This window comes from Brachybacterium sp. AOP42-C2-15, from assembly GCF_052377065.1.
In the GTDB taxonomy this organism is placed as follows: Bacteria; Actinomycetota; Actinomycetes; order Actinomycetales; family Dermabacteraceae; genus Brachybacterium.
This window is the reverse complement of sequence record NZ_JBQSWK010000025.1, coordinates 1-22,089: the sequence shown is the minus strand read 5'-3', so window position 1 is coordinate 22,089 and position 22,089 is coordinate 1. Positions and strand designations below refer to the sequence as shown.

Annotated in this window: 19 protein-coding genes; 11 read left to right on the top strand and 8 right to left on the bottom strand. The window is 68.1% G+C overall.

Features of this window, described 5'->3' with window-relative positions; genetic code table 11:
* Positions 1–53: 53 nt before the first annotated feature.
* Both metX and ACT3SQ_RS13465 read right to left on the bottom strand, forming a co-directional pair.
* Entirely contained in the window at positions 54–1,319 is a 1,266-nt protein-coding gene (gene metX / locus ACT3SQ_RS13470) for a homoserine O-acetyltransferase MetX (RefSeq protein WP_441445428.1), read from the bottom strand.
* Positions 1,320–1,372: 53 nt separating this feature from the next.
* A complete protein-coding gene (locus ACT3SQ_RS13465) occupies positions 1,373–2,548 on the bottom strand; it encodes a hypothetical protein (RefSeq protein ID WP_441445427.1) in 1,176 nt (391 codons plus the stop codon).
* Positions 2,549–2,695: 147 nt separating this feature from the next.
* On the opposite strand from ACT3SQ_RS13465, the gene ACT3SQ_RS13460 reads away from it, so the two are divergent.
* The gene (locus ACT3SQ_RS13460) at positions 2,696–3,838 is read left to right on the top strand and encodes a polyprenyl synthetase family protein (protein ID WP_441445426.1); all 1,143 of its coding nucleotides are present in this window, start codon (positions 2,696–2,698) and stop codon (positions 3,836–3,838) included.
* A 134-nt stretch (positions 3,839–3,972) separates the two neighbouring features.
* Here ACT3SQ_RS13460 and ACT3SQ_RS13455 read toward each other — a convergent pair whose 3' ends face one another.
* Entirely contained in the window at positions 3,973–4,326 is a 354-nt protein-coding gene (locus ACT3SQ_RS13455; RefSeq protein WP_441445425.1) for an Rv2175c family DNA-binding protein, read from the bottom strand.
* Between the two features lie 136 nt (positions 4,327–4,462).
* Here ACT3SQ_RS13455 and pknB point away from each other — a divergent pair, with 136 nt between their 5' ends.
* Entirely contained in the window at positions 4,463–6,601 is a 2,139-nt protein-coding gene (gene pknB / locus ACT3SQ_RS13450; RefSeq protein WP_441445424.1) for a Stk1 family PASTA domain-containing Ser/Thr kinase, read from the top strand.
* A 135-nt stretch (positions 6,602–6,736) separates the two neighbouring features.
* Here the strand turns inward: pknB and ACT3SQ_RS13445 are convergent, their stop codons facing one another.
* Together ACT3SQ_RS13445 and ACT3SQ_RS13440 are read right to left on the bottom strand one after the other, a co-directional pair.
* Entirely contained in the window at positions 6,737–8,131 is a 1,395-nt protein-coding gene (locus tag ACT3SQ_RS13445) for a class II 3-deoxy-7-phosphoheptulonate synthase (RefSeq protein WP_441445423.1), read from the bottom strand.
* A 69-nt stretch (positions 8,132–8,200) separates the two neighbouring features.
* Positions 8,201–8,935, bottom strand: coding sequence for a lysophospholipid acyltransferase family protein (locus tag ACT3SQ_RS13440; protein WP_441445422.1), 735 nt, complete (start codon positions 8,933–8,935; stop codon positions 8,201–8,203).
* Positions 8,936–9,011: 76 nt separating this feature from the next.
* On the opposite strand from ACT3SQ_RS13440, the gene ACT3SQ_RS13435 reads away from it, so the two are divergent.
* Together ACT3SQ_RS13435 and ACT3SQ_RS13430 are read left to right on the top strand one after the other, a co-directional pair.
* Positions 9,012–9,785, top strand: a complete 774-nt coding sequence (locus ACT3SQ_RS13435; protein WP_441445421.1) for an alpha/beta hydrolase — start codon at positions 9,012–9,014, stop codon at positions 9,783–9,785.
* A complete protein-coding gene (locus ACT3SQ_RS13430) occupies positions 9,782–10,351 on the top strand; it encodes a hypothetical protein (RefSeq protein WP_441445420.1) in 570 nt (189 codons plus the stop codon). The genes ACT3SQ_RS13435 and ACT3SQ_RS13430 overlap by 4 nt, the downstream gene beginning before the upstream one ends.
* Before the next feature lie 138 nt (positions 10,352–10,489).
* Here the strand turns inward: ACT3SQ_RS13430 and ACT3SQ_RS13425 are convergent, their stop codons facing one another.
* On the bottom strand, positions 10,490–11,428 hold the full coding sequence (locus ACT3SQ_RS13425) for an ROK family glucokinase (RefSeq protein WP_441445419.1): 939 nt from the start codon (positions 11,426–11,428) through the stop codon (positions 10,490–10,492).
* A 191-nt stretch (positions 11,429–11,619) separates the two neighbouring features.
* On the opposite strand from ACT3SQ_RS13425, the gene ACT3SQ_RS13420 reads away from it, so the two are divergent.
* From ACT3SQ_RS13420 to ACT3SQ_RS13410, 3 genes are all read left to right on the top strand, one after another.
* On the top strand, positions 11,620–13,428 hold the full coding sequence (locus ACT3SQ_RS13420; protein WP_441445418.1) for an AMP-dependent synthetase/ligase: 1,809 nt from the start codon (positions 11,620–11,622) through the stop codon (positions 13,426–13,428).
* A gap of 111 nt (positions 13,429–13,539) precedes the next feature.
* The gene (locus ACT3SQ_RS13415; RefSeq protein WP_441445417.1) at positions 13,540–15,198 is read left to right on the top strand and encodes a DEDD exonuclease domain-containing protein; all 1,659 of its coding nucleotides are present in this window, start codon (positions 13,540–13,542) and stop codon (positions 15,196–15,198) included.
* 51 nt (positions 15,199–15,249) lie between these two features.
* Positions 15,250–15,531, top strand: coding sequence for an Lrp/AsnC family transcriptional regulator (locus tag ACT3SQ_RS13410; RefSeq protein ID WP_441445416.1), 282 nt, complete (start codon positions 15,250–15,252; stop codon positions 15,529–15,531).
* Between the two features lie 70 nt (positions 15,532–15,601).
* Here the strand turns inward: ACT3SQ_RS13410 and trpD are convergent, their stop codons facing one another.
* Positions 15,602–16,684 (bottom strand): anthranilate phosphoribosyltransferase, encoded by a 1,083-nt coding sequence (gene trpD / locus ACT3SQ_RS13405; protein WP_441445415.1) that lies wholly within the window; start codon positions 16,682–16,684, stop codon positions 15,602–15,604.
* A gap of 236 nt (positions 16,685–16,920) precedes the next feature.
* Between trpD and ctaE the strand changes: the two genes are divergently transcribed.
* The 4 genes from ctaE (at position 16,921) to qcrB (ending at position 21,307) form a co-directional block, all read left to right on the top strand.
* Positions 16,921–17,655, top strand: coding sequence for an aa3-type cytochrome oxidase subunit III (ctaE, locus tag ACT3SQ_RS13400; RefSeq protein WP_441445414.1), 735 nt, complete (start codon positions 16,921–16,923; stop codon positions 17,653–17,655).
* 94 nt (positions 17,656–17,749) lie between these two features.
* Positions 17,750–18,550, top strand: coding sequence for a cytochrome bc1 complex diheme cytochrome c subunit (qcrC, locus tag ACT3SQ_RS13395; protein ID WP_442332231.1), 801 nt, complete (start codon positions 17,750–17,752; stop codon positions 18,548–18,550).
* An 8-nt stretch (positions 18,551–18,558) separates the two neighbouring features.
* Positions 18,559–19,623, top strand: coding sequence for a cytochrome bc1 complex Rieske iron-sulfur subunit (gene qcrA / locus ACT3SQ_RS13390; protein WP_441445412.1), 1,065 nt, complete (start codon positions 18,559–18,561; stop codon positions 19,621–19,623).
* A gap of 4 nt (positions 19,624–19,627) precedes the next feature.
* Positions 19,628–21,307, top strand: a complete 1,680-nt coding sequence (qcrB, locus tag ACT3SQ_RS13385; protein WP_441445411.1) for a cytochrome bc1 complex cytochrome b subunit — start codon at positions 19,628–19,630, stop codon at positions 21,305–21,307.
* 224 nt (positions 21,308–21,531) lie between these two features.
* On the opposite strand, the gene ACT3SQ_RS13380 is transcribed toward qcrB, so the two are convergent.
* Positions 21,532–21,807: a hypothetical protein gene (locus ACT3SQ_RS13380; RefSeq protein WP_444601202.1), complete on the bottom strand. Its 276-nt coding sequence runs from the start codon at positions 21,805–21,807 to the stop codon at positions 21,532–21,534.
* Positions 21,808–22,089: the final 282 nt, after the last annotated feature.

Below are 22,089 nucleotides of genomic sequence, written 5' to 3'. Positions count from 1 at the left end.
GACGTCTCCTCCCTGCGACCGTGCAACGGTGCAGTCACACCGGCTGACCCAGCTTAGTCGCCGATGAGGGTGCCGATCCACTCCTCGAGTCCCGGATGGGCGAGCAGGAATGCATCATGCCCGACAGGCGAGGTGGCCACCTGCCACTGCGCCTGGGGGACGTGCTGGGCGATCTCCTCCACCAGAGCCGGCGGGAAGAGCCGATCAGAATCGATCGCGACCACCAGTGTGCGGGCACGGACACGGCCCAGGGCCTGTGCCACGCCTCCGCGACCTCGGCCGACGTCATGGGTGCTCATCGTCTGCGCGAGCGTGATGTAGGAGTTCGCGTCGAACCTGCGGGCGAGCTTGACCGCATGGTGATCGAGATAGCTGGTCACCTGGTGCCTGCCCCGGCCGTCATAGGGGTCCTCTCGCCCCTGGGCCTGATTGCCGAAGCGGCTCTCGAGCTCTTCCGCCGTGCGATAGGTGGTGTGCGCGATCCGCCGGGCGATGCCCAATCCGGACTTCGGCCCCTGCCCGCTGCCGCCGTCGTAGTAGTCCCCTCCCTGGTACTCCGGGTCCAGCTGGATCGAGGCGATCTGAGCGTTGTTCCAGGCGATCTGGTCCGCGGTCGCCCGAGCGGAGGAGGCGATGACGCAGAGCCGCTGCACCTCGTCGGGGTGGGAGACGCCCCATTCGATGGCGCGCATCCCTCCCATCGAGCCGCCGATCACGAGCGCCCAGTGCTCGATGCCGAGCTGGTCCCGCAATCGTCGCTCGGCATCAACCTGATCGCGGGTGGTGATGATGGGGAATCGCGAGCCGTAGGGGAGGCCGTCCGCACCTGGCGAGCTGGGCCCGGTGGTGCCCTGGCATCCACCGAGCACGTTCGGTGCGATCACATGGAAGCGGTCGGTGTCGATCGGCCGGCCGGGGCCGACCATCTCCTCCCACCAGCCAGGGCTGGGGTGGCTACCTCCGGCCGGGCCTCGTACGTGGGAATCACCCGTCAGTGCATGGAGCACCAGCACGGCGTTGCCACGGTCCTGGTCCAGCTCCCCCCAGGTCTCGTAGGCGATGGTGACATCGTCGAGGATCTCCCCGTTCTCGAGCAGGAGCGGGCCGATCTCGGCGAACTGACGGTCACCAGCTCCCCTCTCCGGGCGCCAGGCGCCCGACGCCGAGGCTGGATCCGCGGGAGCCGAGTCCGTCGGAACGGAATCCGTGGAAGCCGAGTCCGTCGGAGCGGAGTCCGTGGGAGCGGACGGCGCGTGCAGGGCCCCGTCGCGGGCGGGGATTCTCGCATCGACAAATCGGTGCTCTCCGAGGACGGTCATCGGTGCTGCTCCTTCGGTGGCCTCCCCCGCGCAAGGCATCGTGGCGGCCCGGGTCAGGCGCTGGGCCACCAGGCAGGGAAGATCGGCGTATCGGTCATCCGTGAGAGCAAGGGTGCCAGAGTCGACTCCGGTTCCTGTTCCCGGAGCTCATCGACGAGACTGCCCGCAGTGGCGAAGCGGTGGTTCCACCATGCCAGCAGCACCAGCAGCGCGGTCAGGGCTCGCCATGCTGACCGGGCGATGCGGCGCTCTGCCGGCAGTGCCGCCACCATGGCCGCCGCGGCGATGCGCCGGAGCTTCTCGAGCCCCATGTACCACCTTCCACCTGCGCAGACGTCGTCGTGCGGCCGCCACTCCCGATCACTGACCAAGGTCTGCAGGAGGGTCTCGCGGTCGATGACGCGAGTGTCGCCATGCTCGACGAACTGGGCCAGCAGCTCCCAGTGGAGCCGCTCGACGGCGATGGCGGACAGCAGCGACGCGATCTGTTCACACTTCGTCATCCGTTCTGCCGGAGTGAGGCTGAGGGCACCGCCGCCGAGCCTGTCCAGTGCGGAGAGCGCCGCTGTGAAGAGCTTGCCGGGGTCCGCTTCCGAGGAGAGGTCGAGTGCAGGGAGCCGAAGGCCGCGACCGATCTCCTCCAGCATCGGGTTCGGAGCGTCGTGGTGCGGGATGGCGCGCCCGGTGAGGACGGCCGACGCCGCCGCGCGGGTGTCGGAGAACGCGCGCAGCGGTCCGGTCGCCGTCACGCCGACGTCCCCTGCTCCTCCCTCGTGCAGATTCCTCTCCAGCTCCCAGGAGGTCGACCCCGCCGCGCCGTGGAGGGACAGGAGCTGGAACATGGGCGCGGGCGAGGACTCGGACTCCAGCGTCCGGGCAGCGGCGTGAAGGAGCTGCCCTGCACGACGCATGACCTCGTGGATCACGGGCTCCAGCAGATCCTGGTATCCGTCACCGAGCACGATCAGTGCATGCACGACGGGGCCGCCGCGATCGCGCATCAGCGCCAGGTGGCGCTCGAGGTTCTCACCGCCCCCGGGTCCCAGCAGGTCGGCCAGTGCCGAGCGGGTGATCATCGGTGGGGAGCTGGCGCCACCGGAACTGGCGAGGATCAGCGAATCCACGGGAGGCTCACGCAGGCACAGCCTGGCTTCTGCGAGCAGCTCGGCGGGGTCATGGACGTCGAGGACGTGGCGGCCGTGATCGGCAGGGGTGATGTGAGTGGTCATGTCTCAGACCTTCACCGATCTGTCGCCGCCACAGGTGCGAACCTGGCTCCTTGGGGATGGACAGCCGCTGTGGAGGAACCGTCCGACGGGAGGGCCGCACAGCTGCGCGTGGGAAGATCGTGACGCCCGCCAGAAAGGAAGTTCCCGATGCCCCCTTCCCACACGCCGCCCCTCGGCGACCGCCTGCACGCGCTCGACGAGCTGCTGGTGGAGCGGGTCGCCGAGGTCACCCGCGCCGAGCTGGCCGCGCATCGGCGGCACCTCGAGGAGATCTCGCCGGAGGCCGCCGGACTGATCGACGCCCTCACCGGCTACCTCGAGGGAGGGAAACTGCTGCGCCCCCGCTTCTGCTTCTGGGGCGGCGTGGCGACGCTGGGCCGGGAGCCGACGCCCACGGAGGTGGACGCATTGGCCCGACTCGGCGCTGCGATCGAGCTGATCCAGGCAGCAGCGCTGATGCATGACGACGTCATCGATCACTCCCCGATGCGGCGCGGACGACCGGCTCTGCATATGCAGGCCGAGCAGGAACATCGCAGTGCAGGCCTGGCCGGTGCCCCAGAGGAGTACGGGATCGCGACCGCGATCGTGCTGGGCGATCTCGCGTTGAGCTGGTCCGAGCAGATGGCCGCCGGGGTTCAAGGAGCTCCCGTCCCGGTGACCCGCGCCCGCCGTGAGTTCGATGCGCTGCGCACGGAAGTGATGTCCGGGCAGTACCTCGACATCCTCCACCAGGCCGGAGGGTTCTCCTCAGCCCCCGATGCGGAGCTGGCCGCGCTCTCCGTCATCCGGTGGAAGACGGTGCCGTACACGGTGCTGCGGCCGGTGCGGATCGGTGCCGCTTTTGCAGGGGCGCCGGACCAGGCGCTGGATGCCCTCTCAGCCTGGGCGATCGAGGTGGGGACGGCTTTCCAGCTGCGGGATGACCTGCTCAGCGTGGTCGGGGATCAGGACGAGACCGGCAAACCGATCGGCGGAGACATCGTCGAGGGCAAGCGCACCGTACTGCTGGCGCGCACGCGGCAGGCCGCTGACGCCAGTGGCCGAGCGCTGCTGGACGAGGTCGTCGGCAACCCCGAGGCGGACGAAACGCAGATCAGCGCAGTCCACGCGCTGATGGTGTCCACCGGCGCCGTCAGCTCCGTGGCCGACGAGGTGCGCCGACGGGCGGCACGGGCCCGTGCGCTGCTTCTGGACACGCCAGAACTGGGTGAGCTGGGCGCCCAGGGCCGCGCAGGCCTCGAGGCGCTCGCGGACCTCGCCACGGATGTGGACTCGCTGCCCGCCTGACGGAGTCTGAGAAGCAGGGTCCTGCGCCGAGGTGTCTCTGCACCGGCAGGCCTCTGCGCCGCCAGATCTCGGCGCTTCCGGTCCTCTGGGTCGGACGGACAGAAAGAGGTCAGAAAAGGGTCGTCAGAGAAGGGTCAGAGCGCGAGTGCGAGCGCTCGCCGGCGGACCTCGCCGCGCTGGCCCTTGCGCAGCTGATCGATCGGCCTGCCGGGCAGCGTCTCGTCTTCGGTGAACAGCCAGCTCAGCACTTCTGCGTCCTCGAAACCGCCGTCTCGCAGCACGGTGATCGTCCCCGCGAGATGCGGGATGAGCTCGCCGTCACCGATCAGCAGCTCCGGCACCATGCGCACCACGGGGTCTCCGCGGCGCACCGCGATCAGCTGACCTTCCTCGATCAGGCGCCGCACGCGCGAGACCTCCACGTCCAGTCGCTCGGCGACGTCGGGGAGGGGAAGCCAGTTGGTGATGAGGGAATCGAGTTCGTCCACTCCCCCAGGGTGCCACGCACGGACCGCACGCGCATCCCTGCGGCCGCCGACGCTCCCGGTCGTGCATCACACCACCACCGGTCTCGTGCGTGTGTCGGTCCCGGTTCCAGCAGCGTTGCGGACCTAGATTGGCTCCGTGAGCTCGGCAACGTCGACTTCCCCCGGCATCAGCCTGCTCCTCGACGACCGCTATCGGGTCGAGGAGCCGATCGCGCGCGGCGGAATGGCGACGGTGCATCGCGGGCATGATCAGCGTCTGGACCGTGTCGTGGCTCTGAAGATCATGCACCCCCACCTCGCGATGGACGAGGATTTCCGGCGCCGCTTCGGCCGGGAGGCACGCTCAGCGGCCCGTCTCGCCCACCGCAATGTCGTGGGCGTCTTCGACCAGGGCGAGGACGAGGACCGCATCTACCTGGCGATGGAGCTGGTGGAGGGCGAGACGCTGCGAGCGCGCATCGTCGACCAGGAGCGGCTCACGATCCACGAGAGCCTCGCCATCACCGCCCAGGTGCTCGAGGCGCTGGTCGCCGCGCACGAGGCGGGCATCGTCCATCGGGATATCAAGCCCGAGAACATCCTCATCGACCGCAGCGAGCTGGTGAAGGTCGCAGATTTCGGGCTCGCCCGGGCCATCGGCTCGAACAACTCCTCCGCGAGCGCCACCCTGCTGGGCACCGTGGCCTACATCAGTCCTGAAGTGGTGACCCGGGGGCACGCGGATGAGCGCAGCGATCTCTACTCCCTCGGGGTGGTGCTGTTCGAGATGTTGACCGGGCGCCAGCCGTTCCTCGGCGAGCAGCCGGTCCACGTTGCCTTCCAGCACGTCCACGAGGACATCCCGGCACCGTCCACGCTGGTCTCGGGGATCCCCCGCGAGCTGGATTCGCTGGTGACCTGGGCAGCAGCGCGCCCGGTGGAGCAGCGACCGGCGTCCGCGTCGGACCTGCTCCGGGCAGTGCGGGAGCTGTCGACCACGCTCCCCTCCGCGGTGCTGGAGACCAGGCCGGAACCGCTCGGCGACACAGACACCTCCGATGTGCCGCGGTTGACCACCTCCCTCGACGAGGTCGCCTCCGAGCTGGGACATGGTCCACGGGCATTCCCCGCAGCGCTGCTCGCCCCGGGGGAGGACGACGCAGGCCCTGCCGACGATGCTGCAGAATCGCCCGCAGTGTCGGCTTCCGCGACCATCTCGGCTTCCACCACTGTGTCCGCCTCCCCCATCGCTGCAGGCTCGAGCACTGACGCAGTCTCGGGCGCTGGCGCGGAGGCGGGACCCGTCGGGGAGCCCGAAGAGGGTGACGAGACTCCGCGCGTGGTGACGATGCGAGCACCGCGCACCCCTCGGGGACGACATCTCCCCAGAGGAGCCCGTCGGCGCTCCCGATTGATGCGACTGGTGGCTGTCCTGAGCCTGATCGCCGTCATGGGCATGGGGGCGTGGGGCGGAGGCGACTGGTACCTGAACACCGGGCCCGGCGCGGACCGCACCATCCCCCTGATCACCGGCGCCACGCTCGGAGATGCCGAGTCCGCGCTGACTGCTGCAGATCTTGCGGTTCACACCGAGGAGCGCTTCGACGACACCATCCCGGCCGGTCACGTCATCTCCGCCTCGCCTTCGACCGGGACCACCGTGAAGAAGGGGACGAATGTGGAGGTGGTGGTCTCCAAGGGTGAGGAGACCTTCCCCGTCCCTCAGGTCGTGGGCAGCGACCTCGAGAGCGCCCGCGCCCAGGTCGAGGACCTCGGCCTGGTGCTCGTGGAGGACGATCCGGAGTTCTCCGAGACGGTCGCGGAGGGCGAGATCATCTCGCAGTCGGCCACCGCAGATGCGCTGCCCGTCGGCGGCGAGGTGCACGTGGTCCTCTCCCAGGGACGCCAGCCGATCGCGGTCCCAGATCAGACCGGCAACAGCGCCGGCGTCGCCCGCGCCGCGCTCGAAGCGGCCGGCTTCAAGGTGACCACTGCACAGGCGCATTCCGGGAGCGTGCCGAAGGGTGCCGTCATCTCCCAGTCCCCGGCCTCCGGGACCCGGTTCCTCGGAGACACCATCCATCTCGTCACCTCGCTGGGTCCGGAGATGGTGATGGTCCCGGACGTCTTCCGCCAGCCGGAGGCCGATGCGAAGGCGACGCTCGAGGCGGCCGGATTCGCGGTGAACGTGGTCCATGACAAGGGCGATCCGGTGTTCGGACTCGTCTACGAGCAGTCAGCCGCTGCAGGCGGCGAGCTGGAGAAGGGCTCGACCATCACTCTGAAGGTCTTCTGATCCTGCTGCAGGTCTTCTGAACCTGCTGCCTGATTTTGCTCGCTGACCCCTCTCACTGCCTTTGGTGCAGAGAACGACGACGCCGGTGCCCTCCCAGCCTGGGAGGGCACCGGCGTTGCGTGATCAGAAGCCGGTTCAGCGGCGGGAGAGCATCTCCGAGACCAGGAAGGCGAGCTCGAGGGACTGCTGATGGTTCAGACGCGGGTCCACGAGGGTCTCGTAGCGGCGCGTCAGCCCCTCCTCGTCGATCGAGCCCGCGCCGCCGAGCACCTCGGTGACATCGTCGCCCGTGAGCTCCATGTGCAGGCCGGCGGGGATGGTGCCGAGCCCCTGATGGACTTCGAAGAAGCCGACGACCTCGTCGAGGATGTCCTCGAAGCGCCGAGTCTTGTAGCCGTTGGACGAGGTGATGGTGTTCCCGTGCATCGGATCTGTCACCCAGGCCACCTGGGCGCCGGAGTCACGCACCCCTTCGACCAGTGCCGGCAGACGATCACGGATCTTCCCCGCGCCCATCCGGGTGATGAAGGTCAGTCGCCCCGGCTCGCGCTCCGGATCGAGCTTGTCGATCAGCCGCAGCGCATCGTCGACGGATGCGTCGGGACCCAGCTTCACGCCGATCGGGTTGCGCAGTCGGGCCATGAAGTCCACGTGTGCCCCGTCGAGCTGGCGGGTCCGCTCACCGATCCAGAGGAAGTGACCGGAGCAGCCGTAGATCTCCCCGGTGCGGGAGTCAATCCTCGACAGCGCCTCCTCGTAGTCGAGCAGCAGCGCCTCGTGCGAGGCATAGAACTCCACCACCTTGAGCGCATCGAAATCCGCTCCGATGGCATCCATGAAGCGCACGGCCTTGTCGATCTGCCCAGCCAGCTCCTCGTAGCGGTCGTAGCCGGCACCGGAGGTGAAGCCGCGGTTCCAGGAGTGCACCTCACGCAGGTCGGCGAAGCCGCCGCCGGTGAAGGCACGCAGCAGGTTCAGGGTCGCAGCGCTCGTGGTGTAGGTCTTCCACAGCCGCTTCGGATCCGGGATCCGTGACTCGGGGGTGAAGGCGAACTCGTTGACAGCGTCCCCGCGATAGGTCGGCAGGGTCACGCCGTCACGCGTCTCCTCGTCAGCGGATCGCGGCTTGGCGAACTGCCCCGCCATCCGACCCATCTTCACCACCGGCACCGAGGCGCCGTAGGTGAGCACCGCGGCCATCTGCAGGATGGTGCGGATCTTGTTGCGGATGCGATCCGCGGTGGAATCGGCGAAGGTCTCCGCGCAGTCGCCACCGGCGAGCAGGAACGCCTCTCCCCGTGCGGCAGCAGCGATCCGGTCGCGCAACACATCGACCTCTCCGGCGAAGACCAGGGGCGGAGCGGACCGCAGATCGTCGAACACAGTTGCGCGTGCGGCGTCGTCGGGCCACACCGGCTGCTGCACCCGCGGATACTCGCGCCAGGCGCCGAGTGCTGCCAGGCCGTCGTCAGCCGAGGACAGGGAGAACGCATGCGCGCGGGCAGGGGCATCGGGGCTGAATTGAGTCACCTGCACAGGGTATCCAGTCCCCGCTCCAGCGGTGCGCGGATCCCACCAGCCGGTCCTCACACTGCGGCGTCACACTGCGGCGTCGGACTCCGCTGCTGCCGGGGAACCGCCCGCAGCGGCGCGCATCCGCTGCTTCACGACGTTCGCGTACTCCCCGGATCGTTGCTGGTCGGAGAGGGCGTGGATGCGATCCATCACCGCGTCGGTCACGGCTCGCAGAACTTTCGCCTCCTCCACTCCCTGGAGCGCGGCCGTGATCGTCTGCACGTCCACGGGCTCGCCGACGATGGCATGGATCCGGGGGCGGCGGTGCGGGAAGATCTTCCGTCCGCGTTGCGCTTCGAAGGCGCCCCTCATCGCGACCGGGATGATGGGCGCTCCGGTGACCAGCGCGAGACGAGCCACTCCGGTCTTGCCCCGGTAGAGCCGACCGTCCGGGCTGCGGGTCCCCTCGGGATAGATCCCGAGCACCTCGCCGCGTTCGAGCACCGCCAGACCGGCTTCGATCGCTGCCTTCGAGGCGCTGCCACCGCTGCGGTCCACGGGCATCACGTGCAGCCCTCGCATGACTGCTGCCACCAGACGGTTCACCGGGGAGCCGCCGGAGAAGATATCTGATTTGCCCAGGAAGTGAACACTGCGCCGCACCTGGCCGGGCAGGAAGACGGTGTCCGAATAGGCCTGGTGATTGGATGCCAGGATCACCGGCCCCTGGTCCGGGATGTTCTCGATGCCGCTGATGGTCGGGTTCCACAGCACCCGCACCACCCCCATCACGAAGGGCTTGGCAATCTCGTACAGCACTGGTGTACTCCTGGATCGGTGCTCCGACGAACGGCGAACGGACTGAACTGGTGGATCTGGATGCGACGATGTACCCATGGCGTTCAGCGAACTGTCCCGCCCCTGGAGCGTGCGGGCTCACTCTAACTCGCGTGGCGGTCTGCTCCTGTGCCACGGATTCACCGGTTCCCCCCAGTCCATGCGGCCCTGGGCCGAGGACCATGCCGAACGGGGCTGGGCGGTCGAGCTGCCGCTGCTGCCCGGGCATGCCCGCACCGAGCGGGAGCTCGCCGAGACGCGCTGGCAGGACTGGTACGGATGCGTGCGTGATGCGGCGCTGGACCTCTCCCAGGAGCAGGGCCCGATCGCTGTCGGCGGCCTGTCGATGGGAGGCGCCCTCGCTCTCGCACTCGCGGCCGACCCACAGCTGCGAGGACGCATCGCGGCCGTCGTGGCGGTCAACCCCGGGATGACGCTGCCGCCGGCGGCGAACTTCGCAGAGCTGATCGCGCCGGTGGTACGGACGTTGCCGGGCATCGGCTCCGATATCGCCCTTCCCGGCGCAGTCGAGGAGGCGTACGGGAAGATGCCCCTGCGCGCGGTCGCGCAGCTGCGACGGTTCTTCCGCCGCACCCGCCAGCAGCTGGGTGCGGTGGAGGTGCCGCTGCTGCTGGCCACCTCGAGCGTGGACCACACCGTCCCGCCCACGGACAGCGACATCGTCGCGGCCGGGGTGCGCGGGCCCGTGGAGCGTCTCGCGCTGCCGCGCAGCTATCACCTGGCACCACTGGATCACGACGCGGAGCTGCTGTTCGAGACCTCCGCACGCTTCCTGGACCAGCAGGTCGCAGGCTCGGGAGGTGGAGGATGACCCCCGATTCCGGCAAGGCCCGCGACCCCCGGGACGTGGACGCCGAGTTCGCCAGGATGCTCGAGGGCGAAGGCCTGGTGCTGCGACCGGGTGACGCTCCGCGCGAACCTGCTGCCGCCGCCCACCGCGACACCGAGGACGAGACGCCGCCGGACCCGCAGGAGGGCGACTCCCTGTGGTCCTTCAGCGCTGACTCGCCTGCGGAGCCGCCCAGCCCGGAATCGATCGCCAGGTCCCGGGCGCAGCATCCCGCAGCCGGGCTCGGCGACCCCACCGCCGGACTCCGAGGCGCCGCCGGCCCGCGGGAGCTGGATGACGACGAGGTCATCTATGGGGACTTCGAGCCCCCGGATCCTGATCTTCCGACGCCGTCAGAGGCAGCGCTGTGGTCCTGGACCGCGATGCTGGGCGGGTTCGTGCTGATGCTGGTCACCACGGTGACACCCTCCCTGCCCAGCTTCCTGGGCTGGATCGGCGGGCTCGCCGCACTGGGCGGGCTGGTCTCCCTGCTGCTGCGCGCGCCCCGAGAGCACCGCGACGACCCCCACGACGGGGCTGAGGTCTGATCGACGTGCTGTGAGCTCGCGAACGGCAGGAGACCAGACAGACCCATAGAGCCTGATCGACGTGCTGTGAGCTCGCGAACGGCAGGAGACCAGACAGACCAATAGAGCCTGATCGACGTGCTGTGAGCGACCGACGCCTCAGGCGCGAGCGAGATCCGCGGCGCCCACGATCCCGGCCCGGTTGCCCATGCTCGCGACCACGAACGGGGCCAGCGGCCGATGCGCCCGTGCGGTGAGGTTCTTGGAATAGGCCCCGCGTGCGGGGTCGAGGAGCAGATCCCCGGCGGCCGCGACGCCGCCGCCGACGACCACGATCTCAGGATCGAGCAGGGCCGCGATCGAGGCCACCCCGGTCCCGAGCCAGGTCCCGATCTCGGCGATCAGCTCCTGAGCGCCGGGATCACCCTGCTGGGCGAGCCGAGTGATCATGGGTCCGTCGATGTCCTTCCGCACCCCGCCGGCGGCCTGTACCAGGGGTCCCAGCAGCGGGTCCCCGGCGGAGGCGCGACGCTTCGCGGTGCGCACCATGGCGGTGCCCGCGGTGTACTGCTCCAGGCATCCGCGCCGGCCGCACCCGCACCACTGGCCGTCGGGCACGGCGGTCATGTGAGCGACCTCCCCCGCGAACCCTGCGGTCCCGCGCACGAGATGGCCATCCATCACGAGCGCGCCGCCCAGTCCGGTGCCCACGGTGACCATCAGCATGTGCTTCGCCTCGGTCGCGGCCCCGAAGCGATACTCGGCCCAGCCCGCGGCGTTCGCGTCGTTCTCGATGACCACCGGCAGTCCGGTGAGCCGCTCGAGCTCGTCCGCCAGCGGATGCTGACGCCAGGCAAGATTCGCGGCGAAGTTCACGGTGCGTCGGTCCGCCCCCACGAATCCGGCGGCGCCGACGCCCACCCCGACGACGTCGTGCTGGGCGCGCAGCTCGGCCACCGCGTCCGCCACTGCCGCCTCGATCAGCGCAGCGTCTGTGGCCGGAGTGCTGCGTGTGGTGGCGGCGATGATCTCGCCGTCCTCGTCGACCACCCCCGCCGCGATCTTGGTCCCGCCGATATCCACTCCGATGGAGAGCATGCCGCTCCTGTCCGCTTGCGCTGTGCCGTTGGCGGTGGCCGTCACGGGACCACCCGTGTCCATGTCCCACCTGCCTGTCGTGGCCCATCGTAAGCGTCTCCTGCCGTAGAATCGTATCGACCCCACCAGCGCTTCCGTACAAGCGTCCGGTACGCCGGCTGCACGCCACTGGCCGGATCAAAGGAGATTCGATGAAGCAGTTCACCTCCCCACCGCAGCATGAGAGCCGCCCCGAAGAGAACTCGACGGATCTGCTGCTCGGCAGGTTCCGCTCGAACCCTTCTGTGCCGATCTACGAACTCGTCCAGGACGACGGCACCTACTCTCCGGTGAGCACCGCAGATTTCATCGCCGAGGTGAAGCTCATCGCCAAGGGGCTGATCGCCTCCGGCATCGCCACGGGCGACGCCGTCGCGATCCTCTCCCGCACCCGGTACGAATGGGCACTCCTGGACTGGGCGATCTGGTGGACCGGCGGCGTCAGCATCCCGATCTACGAGACCTCCTCCCCCAGCCAGATCCAGTGGATCGCCTCGGACTCCGCGGCAACTTTCGTCGTCGTCGAATCCACCCGCCACAAGGAGGACGTGGAGTCAGTGCGGGGAGATCTCCCCCAGCTCGCGAACATCGGGGTGCTCGATGACGGCATCCTGGAGGAGCTGAAGGCCCGAGGCACCAACGTGAGCGACGAGGACCTCGAAGCCCGTCGCACGTCGCGCAGGATGGACGACATCGCGACCATCATCTACACCTCGGGGACCACTGGTCGCCCCAAGGGTGCGGAGCTCACCCACGCGAACTTCGTGGACACCACGCGCAGCGCCATAAACCTGCTCGGCAAAGAGGTGCTGCCTCCCGGATCCAAGCTGCTGATGTTCCTGCCGATGGCGCACGTCTTCGCGCGCCTGATCTCGGTGCTCGCGGTCGCCCAGCCGGTCACCACCGCCTTCACCGCGGACACGAAGAACCTGCTGCCGGATCTGGCCGCCTTCAAGCCGACGTTCCTGCTGGCCGTGCCGCGCGTGTTCGAGAAGGTCTACAATGGCGCGGAGGCGAAGGCGATCACCGGTGGCAAGGGCAAGATCTTCACCGCCGCCTCAGAAACCGCCATCGCCTATTCCAAGGCGCTCTCGGCGGGCAAGGTGCCCTTCACCCTGAAGGCCAAGCACGCCCTGTTCGACAAGCTGGTGTACGGCAAGCTGCGCCTGGCGATGGGCGGTCATGTCTCGTGGGCCGTCTCGGGCGGCGCTCCGCTGGGAGCGCGGCTGTCCCACTTCTTCCGCGGCATCGGCGTGACGATCCTCGAGGGCTACGGTCTCACCGAGTCCACTGCGCCGATCAGCGTGAACCTGCCCTGGGATGTACGCCCCGGCACCGTCGGCCCGCCGCTGCCCGGCGCGACCGTCGCGATCGATGAGAGCGGCGAGATCCTGGTCAAGGGCGTGATGATCTTCAAGGGGTACCACAACAACCCCGAGGCCACCGCCGAGTCGCTGCAGGATGGCTGGTTCCATACCGGGGACCTCGGCACGCTCGACGAGCACGGCAACCTCACCATCACGGGTCGCTCCAAGGAGGTCATCGTCACGGCAGGTGGGAAGAACATCTCCCCTGCCCAGCTCGAGGACCAGCTGCGCTCCCATCCCCTCGTCAGCCAGTGCGTGGTGATCGGCGATCAGAAGCCGTTCGTCGCCGCGATCCTCACGCTGGACGCCGAGATGCTCAGCACCTGGCTGAAGAACAACGGACTCCCCGACATGAGCGTTGCTCAGGCCGCACAGGACGAGCGCGTCCGGGCCGAGCTCCAGACCGTCGTGGACCGTGCGAACAGCTCCGTCTCACGAGCTGAGTCGATCCGCGCCTTCGAGGTGATCGATTCGGACTTCACCGAGGAGAACGGCTACCTCACCCCGTCGCTGAAGCTCAAGCGCAACGTCGTCGTCAAGGATCTCGAGGAGATCATCGACAGGATCTACTCGGGATCGAAGCCGACGGGCTGATCCTCGAGGGGGCGCGAGCGCTTCCGAATCTCTCACGGCCCCGATGGGCGGGTGACGCTGCGCATCTGCAGCAGCTGCCCGGCTGTCGGGGCCGCGTCATACCCTTCGACCATGTCTTCACGCGGCCAGTTGAGCTTCGATGATCTCGGTACCCCACTGGCAGAGGCCACCCTCGTGGTCGTCGACCTCGAGACCACGGGCACCGATGCCACGAGCGACGCGATCACAGAGATCGGAGCCGTGAAGGTCCGAGGCGGGGAGGTGCTCGGAGAATTCCGCACCTTCGTGGATCCCGAACGGCCGATCCCTGCCTTCATCGCCTCCCTCACCGGGATCACAGATGCCTCCGTCTCGGGCGCGCCGTCGATCCGCATCGCTCTGCCGATGTTCCTGGACTTCGTCGGCGGTGCCGCGCTGGTGGCGCACAACGCCCGCTTCGACATCGGATTCCTCAGCGCTCAAGCAGCGGCCTGCGAGATCAGCTGGCCGCGGCCGCAGGTCCTCGACACCCTCACCCTCGCCCGCACCGTGTTCCGACGGGACGAGGTGCGCAACCACAAGCTCTCGACGCTCGCCGCCCACGTCGGGGCGAGCATCACCCCGGACCATCGAGCACTGTCCGATGCCCGCGCCACCGTCGACGTCCTCCACGCGATCATCGAACGGCTCGGCCCAGCCGCGACCACTCTCGAGGACCTCAGCTCCGCCCACCGCCGGGTGAGCCCGGCCCAGCTGCGCAAGAAGCACCTCGCCTCGGCGATCCCCAGAGTCCCCGGGGTCTACCGCTTCCTCGACGCCCAGGGGGCAGTGCTCTACGTCGGGACCTCGCGGAACCTGCGATCGCGGGTGCGCACCTACTTCACCGCCGCGGAAACCCGTCGCAAGGTGCTCGACATGCTCCCTCGCGCAGAATCGATCGGAGTGATCGAGTGCGCCACGCCCACCGAGGCAAGAGTGCGCGAGCTGCGGATCATCGCGCAGGAGAAGCCGCCGTCCAATCGCCACGGCCTCACCCCGGAGAAGGCGCACTGGCTGCGTCTCGGAGCTGATACGGAAGGTCTGCGCGGGGCGCGACTGGCCAGGACCGAGGAGGACGGCTCTGCCCAGATCGGACCGCTGACCTCTCGGCATGACATCGAGCCGCTGCGTGGGCTGCTCACCGACGCGATTCAAGGGCGCGGCGCCGCCCTCGAAACAGGTGCACGGGGCGTTCCCGCCCCAGACCCTGGCCACCATGAGCGGCTCCGGCGCGCCATGCTGGATGATCCCCGAGAGGTGCTCGATCACGTCGCGGCGCGGCTGCGTGCTCACGTCGAATCCTCACGGTACGAGGACGCGGAGAAGCTGCGCAGGCTTGCTCTCACCTATCTCGCAGCAGCTCACCGCGCCTCCCGCCTGCGCGCCCTCGCAACCGTTCCGCTGCTGATCTGCGCACGGCCGAGTGCAGAAGCTGTGATCGGCGGGCGAGGCTGGGAGCTGCTCGCCGTGCGGCACGGACGCTTCTCGGGGACCACTCTCGTACCGGCGCACAAGGATCCCCTGCCCTTCGCGCGGTCACTCGCACTCACCGGGATCGGTGAGGCGGAGCTGGCCGCACCGCTGTGCCAGGGCTACCACCAGGAGGCCGAGATCATGCTGGGCTGGCTGGAGGGGGAAGGGGTGCGCACGGTGCTGACCGACGGGGCATGGCAGGTCCCTGCTCGTGCGCGTTTCGACCAGGAGCATCTCGCCCGGCGCTTCTCGCGGACCGGCGAGGGTCCAGCGGCATAGGCTCGGGGGAAAGCACCCTGGCGCACTCGGCGCCCCATCGAAGGAGTAGCAATGATCACAGCCATCGTCTCGATCGTCGTCGAGCCCAGCCGGATCCCCGAGGTCGCCGAGGCGGTCGTCGACATCCCGGGGATCGAGCAGGTCTATTCGGTCACCGGTGACGTGGATCTGATCGCCGTGGCGAGGGTCCGTGCGCACGAGGAGCTCGCGACCGTGATCGCCGATTCCCTGAGCAAGGTGGACGGCGTGCTCGACACCACCACCAACATCGCATTCAAGACCTACTCGAAGCGCGATCTGGACGCCGCCTTCGACCTGGGCATCAGCGGCTGATCGCTCCGGCTCGGGCCGAGCGGGCCCGGCACCCACGCCCGGCATCCACACGTGGCTGCGATGCCGGAGCTCAGCTCTGGCCCTCGGCCGCTTCCTGGGAGGCTGCCGCCCAGCGGAGGATGAGCTCTGCCGGACGACCCGAGTCGAGGGTGCGCCCGACCTCGTCGAAGGCGGCGGTGAAGCGCGCTTCGAATCCTTCCGATGCCGGCTGATCGATGCCGTCGAAGGCGAGCACGCCGGCTGCGGCGTTCAGCAGGACGGCGTCGCGGATGGGGCCCATCCGCCCACTGCGCTCGCCGGCGTAGAGGTCCCGTGCCACCTGAGCGTTCTCCTCGGCCGTCCCTCCCCGCAGGGCGTCGTGGCCGCTGCGAGGGACCGACAGCAGCTCCGCGGGGTCCAGCACATGCTCGCGCACCTCGCCGCCGCGCACCTCCCAGACATCCGACGGTGCTGTGACCGACAGCTCGTCCAGCCCGTCTTGCCCGCGGAAGACCAGCGCACTCGTATTCCGAGCGGCGAAGACCCCGGCGACGGTGGGGGCGATCCGAGCGTCCGCTACTCCCACTGCACTCGCCCGCGGGCGCGCAGGGTTCGTGATCGGACCCAGGATGTTCATCACGGTGGGGATGCCGAGTCCCCGGCGCGCCTCTGCCGCGTACTTCATCGAGGGGTGGAAGACCTGGGCGAACAGGAAGGTCATACCGATCCGCCCCACCAACTCCTCAACCATCGACACGGGCAGTTCCAGGCGCACGCCCAGCGCTTCGAGCACATCCGCGGAACCCGACTTCGAGGTGGAGGCCCGGTTCCCATGTTTGACGACGGTGCGGCCTGTCGCAGCGATCACCACCGACGCCATGGTCGAGATGTTCACGGTCTGGGCCAGATCCCCACCGGTGCCGACGATGTCGATCGACCGCGCCGGAGCATCGACCGGGCGGGCATGCGCGATCATCGAATCGGCCAGCGCCTCGAGCTCTGCGCTGGTGACACCCTTGGATTGCAGCGCGACCAGGAAACCGGCCAGCTGCACGGGACTCGAGTTGCCCGACATCACCTCGTCCATCGCCCAGACCGCCGCGGCACGGTCGAGCTCCTCGCCACGCACCAGATGTGCGGTGATCTGGGACCAGGTGGGGGTGTTCTCGCTCATGTGCTGATGATGTCATCATCACGAGCCTGATCGTCGACCTGATCACGGTGCGGATCACAGAACGGTCACGTCCCCGCACATGCCGGTCCACCTGCGCGGATCGGTCGCGTGTCCCGGTTCGTGACACGGCGTCAGGAGGGATATGCTGGCACGGTCCGCCCGGGGCGCAGGCCCCGCGTTGTGCCCGCTCGTCGTGTACTGGCACACCGATTCTGACCACACGACATAATGGTGACGTGACTACTGCGACCCTGCCTGTGCGCTCCGCCCCCGCTGCCGCCCCAGCGGTCGGCCGCCCGAACCCGACGCAGATCGGCACCCTCGTCTGGCTCGCCAGCGAGCTGATGTTCTTCGGCGGCCTGTTCGCCATGTTCTTCACGCTGCGATCCATGGCGCCGGATACCTTCACCGACGGCCAGTCGAACTTCACGCACGGCTTCGCGCTGCTGAACACCTCGATCCTGGTCTTCAGCTCGGTGACATGCCAGATCGGTGTCTACATCGCTGAGGGCCGGTGGCCGAACGGAACCACCTTCACCCCGCGCAAGCGCCGTGAGGGCTCACTCTTCAACATCGCCGGCTGGGGAATGATCGAGTGGTACACGCTCACCTTCATCCTCGGTGCGATCTTCGTCTCCGGCCAGGCCTACGAGTACACCGAGCTCGTCCACCACGGCGTGACGATGTCGTCCTCGCCGTTCAGCTCCGTGTTCTACCTCTCCACCGGATTCCACGGCATCCACGTGATCGGCGGGCTCATCGCCTTCCTGATGGTTCTCATGCGGGCCTACGCCTCGGAGAACTTCACCGCGCACGAGCAGGTCTCGGCCATCTGCATCTCGTACTACTGGCACTTCGTCGACGTGGTGTGGATCGTGCTGTTCTTCATCGTCTACATGCTCGATCCGATCCTCTCGCTCGGGAACTCCGGTCACGTCATCCCGGTCGACTTCAACTGGAGGGTCTTCTGATCCCCGGCGACGCCCGAGCTCCTTCGCTCGTGGCGTCCTCCTCGCCTGGTACTCCCCGCTCAGTCCGTCCCCTCCACGAATCGAGGTCCGAACCGTGAAGGCTCTCGCCGCACGTCGTCATCACCCGATGGCGCTACTCGTGATCCTGCTGCTCGCGCTCGTCGCGACCGGCGGGCTGTACGCGGCCCTGCAGCCGCAGACGGCCCAGGCCGAGGCCTACACGCAGGACGACATCGACGCCGGCGAGGCGCTCTTCCTCGCCAACTGCGCCACCTGCCACGGCCGCAACGCAGAGGGCCTCATCGACTCCGAGGGCAGCACCCTCGGCCCGTCGCTGATCGGTGTGGGCGCCGCCGCGGTCGACTTCCAGGTGGGCACCGGCCGTATGCCGATGCAGCACTCGGGTGCGCAGGCCGCCCGCAAGCCCCCGCAGATGAACGACGAGCAGACCAGCCAGCTGGCCGCCTACGTCGCTTCGCTGGGCCCCGGTCCTGCGATCCCGGCCGACGAATGGCTCGACACCAGCAAGGGCGACGCCACCAAGGGTGGCGAGATCTTCCGCATCAACTGCGCCATGTGCCACAACGCCGCCGGTGCCGGTGGTGCGTTGACCCGCGGCAAGTACGCCCCGCCGGTGACCGGCGTGGAGCCCAGGCACATCTACGGAGCCATGGAGACCGGCCCGCAGAACATGCCGGTCTTCAACGACAACAACCTCTCCCCCTCGGACAAGCGTGACGTCATCACGTACCTCGAGACCCTCGAAGAGAACGGCTCCCCCGGCGGTATCTCCCTGGGCTCGCTCGGTCCGGTGACCGAGGGTCTGTACGTGTGGACCATTGTCCTGTCCCTGCTCCTGGGCTGCGCTGTGTGGCTGGGGGCGAAGGCCAAGTGAATGCGAGCATGAACAACAATCTCGACGGCAGCTCCCCTGCCCGTGGCGTCAGCGCCATCGCACCCAAGGAGGGTGGCGGCTTCCCGAACCCGGGCCTGCCCCCTCACGTCCACCGCCAGGCGGATCTCTCGAAAGCTGCGGAGAAGCGCGCCGAGCGACTCGTTGCTGGCATGTTCGTGCTCAGCGTCGTGGGCACCGTCCTCTTCATCGCGGCGTACTTCCTGGTGACCCCGACGGGGATCAACCTCTTCGCTGAGGACGGCACCCCGAAGGCACTCTGGTGGTCGAACCTCACCACCGGCCTGGGCTTCGCGATCGCGGTGTTCTTCATCGGTGCAGCCGCCGTGCACTGGGCCAAGACCCTCATGCCCGACGAGGAGATGGTCGAGGAGCGGCACGACATCCGCAGCTCCGACGAGACTCGCGAGATCGCCGCCGGCATCATCACCGACGGCCTCGCCGAGTCCGGCGTCGCACGCCGCCCGGTGATCGTCACCGCCATGGTGGCCGCACTGGCCGCGCTGCCGATCGCCGTGCTCGCACCGCTGTCCACCCTGGGCCCCCTGCCGGGCGGCAGGCTCCACCACACCTTCTGGGGTCAGAACAGCGGACAGCGTCTGGCCCGAGACCACGACGGCACGCCGATCAAGCTCTCGGACGTCGCGATGAACTCGATCTTCCACGTCATGCCCGAGGGCCTGACCCACGAGACCGATCACTTCCTGGAGGAGCGCGCGAAGGCTGCTGCTGTGCTCGTCCGCATCGACCCAGCGCTCAGCAAGAACCCGGAGAGCATGGCGATGGGCGTCGAGGGCATCCTTGCGTTCTCGAAGATCTGCACCCATGTGGGCTGCCCCGTCGCTCTCTACGAGCAGCAGACCCACCACATGCTGTGCCCCTGCCACCAGTCCACCTTCGACGTCACCGACGGCGCAAAGGTGATCTTCGGCCCGGCACACCGTCCGCTTCCCCAGCTGCCGATCGAGGTGGACGACGAGGGCTACCTGGTGGCCCCCGGTGACTTCACCGAACCGATCGGGCCCAGCTTCTGGAACATCCACAAGGAAAAGTGATCTAGTGACGACCACGACTCCCAGTACCCGGAAGCAGACTTCCGACGCAGAGAACTCCTCGCGCGTGTACAAGCTCGGCGCGGTAGGCGGCGACTGGCTCGACCAGCGCGTCGCCGGCGGTGGCCTCGTCAAGTTCATGGCCCGCAAGATCTTCCCCGACCACTGGTCGTTCATGTTCGGCGAGGTGGCGCTCTACAGCTTCGTCATCCTGCTGATCTCGGGAACGTTCCTGACGATGTTCTTCGACCCCTCCATGGAGGAGGTCATCTACAACGGACCGTACGAGGCGCTGCAGGGCGCCATGATGTCCCGGGCCTTCGAATCCACCCTCGAGATCTCCTTCGAGGTCACCGGCGGTCTGCTGTTCCGGCAGATGCACCACTGGTCCGCGCTCGTGTTCATGGTCGCGATCTTCGTGCACATGTTCCGGGTGTTCTTCACCGGCGCATTCCGCAAGCCGCGTGAGCTGAACTGGCTCGTCGGCTTCTCGCTGATGGTGCTCGGGATGGTCGCGGGCTTCTCCGGCTACTCCCTCCCCGACGACGTGCTCTCCGGCAACGGCCTGCGAGTGATCGACGGCCTGATGAAGGCCATCCCGGTCGTGGGTACGTATCTGTCGATGCTGCTCTTCGGTGGCGAATTCCCGGGCACTTCCGTCATCCCGCGGCTGTTCACCATTCATATCCTGCTGGTGCCCGCGATGATTCTTGGATTGATCGCGATCCACCTGGTGCTGCTGGTGCTGCACAAGCACACCCAGTACCCCGGGCCTGGTCGCACCGAGCGCAATGTCGTCGGCTTCCCCGTGTTCCCGGTCTACGCGGCGAAGGCAGGCGGATTCTTCTTCCTGGTCTTCGGCGTCATCACGTTCATCTCGGCGACCACCTCCATCAACGGTGTGTGGAACTACGGGCCGTACGATCCCTCGCCGGTCTCGGCAGGTTCGCAGCCTGACTGGTACATGCTCTGGACCGACGGCGGATTGCGCCTCATTCCGGGCTGGGAGTCGACGATCTTCGGCTACGTGCTCTCCTGGAACATCCTGATCCCGATGGTCATCTACGGGGCCCTGCTGGGCGTGCTTGCCCTGTACCCGTTCATCGAAGCGTGGGTGACCGGCGACGATCGCGAACACCACCTCAACGATCTGCCGTACAACACCCCGGTCCGCACCGGAATCGGTGTCGCCTGGATTATGACCTACCTGATCCTCGCCCTGGCCGCGACCAACGACCTCATCGCGATCGCGCTCCAGCTGTCGATCAACGACCTGACCTGGGCTCTGCGCATCTCGTTCTTCGTGGTGCCGGTGCTGTCCTTCTACATCACGAAGAGACTGTGCCTGTCGATCCAGCGTCAGAAGCGGGAGCAGGCGCTGCATGGCGAGGAGTCCTCGCGGATCGTACGCACCGAGACCGGCGACATGATCGAAATTCATACGCCGCTCAACGAGTTCGATCGCTGGGTGCTGGTCCAGCACGACGACTACCGCCCGCTCACGGCTGGCAAGGGTGTCTCCTCGCTCCGCGCGAAGGCCACCAGCTTCTTCTTCAAGGACCGGATCTCACCGGTCACGCCCACGGAGCTCCGCGCGGCGCTCGAGCACGCGGGCCATGAGAAGCACGTCATCGACGAGGTCACCGCCGGGGACTACCGCACCCCGGCCGAGAAGACACAGCACTGAGCCGCTTCCGGCATCACTGAGCTCCATGACGAAGGGCCCCGAGGATCTTCTCCTCGGGGCCCTTCGTTATGGATGGGCCTGCCGGATCAGGCGACCGGGCGGACCCATCGTCCATCCCGGCTCTCCCAGCACTCCCCCATCTCCTGGCGTGGACCACAGCTTCCCGGAAGGCACGAGTTGGGCGAGCGCGGTGAGGCCGGACACCCCCCGCGATCCTGCGGCACTCACTCCAGATGTGGATTCACGGGGCGGGCGGCTCGCTTCTGCCTCCGCCCCGCGGCCGCGTCGGTGAGATAGCGCGCGGTCAACAGACCGAGGCTGCGGTTCGCGCGACGCAACAGGCGCACGGAGCGCAATGGGGCGACAGCCGGATCCAGTCCTGCCTCGGCAAGCACGTCCCGCGCCCACGCGACTGCCTCCTCGAGACCGTTCTCTCCTGGGAAGAGGCGGTGCAGCTCCTCCTGTGCCCGGCCCGCCGGATCTGCCACCCCGCCGATCATGTTCACTCCCCTGGTTCATCCCCGGTGCCTGCACTCCAGGCAGCCCGACACCGGAAGACTCCGGTGGGCTCACACGCTACACGGCCGGTTCGCGGGGCTGTTGATGACGCTCGCTGAACTTCCCCAGTTGTGCTCACCGAAATTCCCCAGTCTGGGTCGCTCCGTCGCATGAGGCGGGTCTCCCTGGATGCTGGTGGTCTCTGACCACTCACCAGCCTTCCAGGGAGGCCCAACGCTCATGCTCTCAGAGAGGAGCAGCGTGGACATCCACGCTCTGCACCG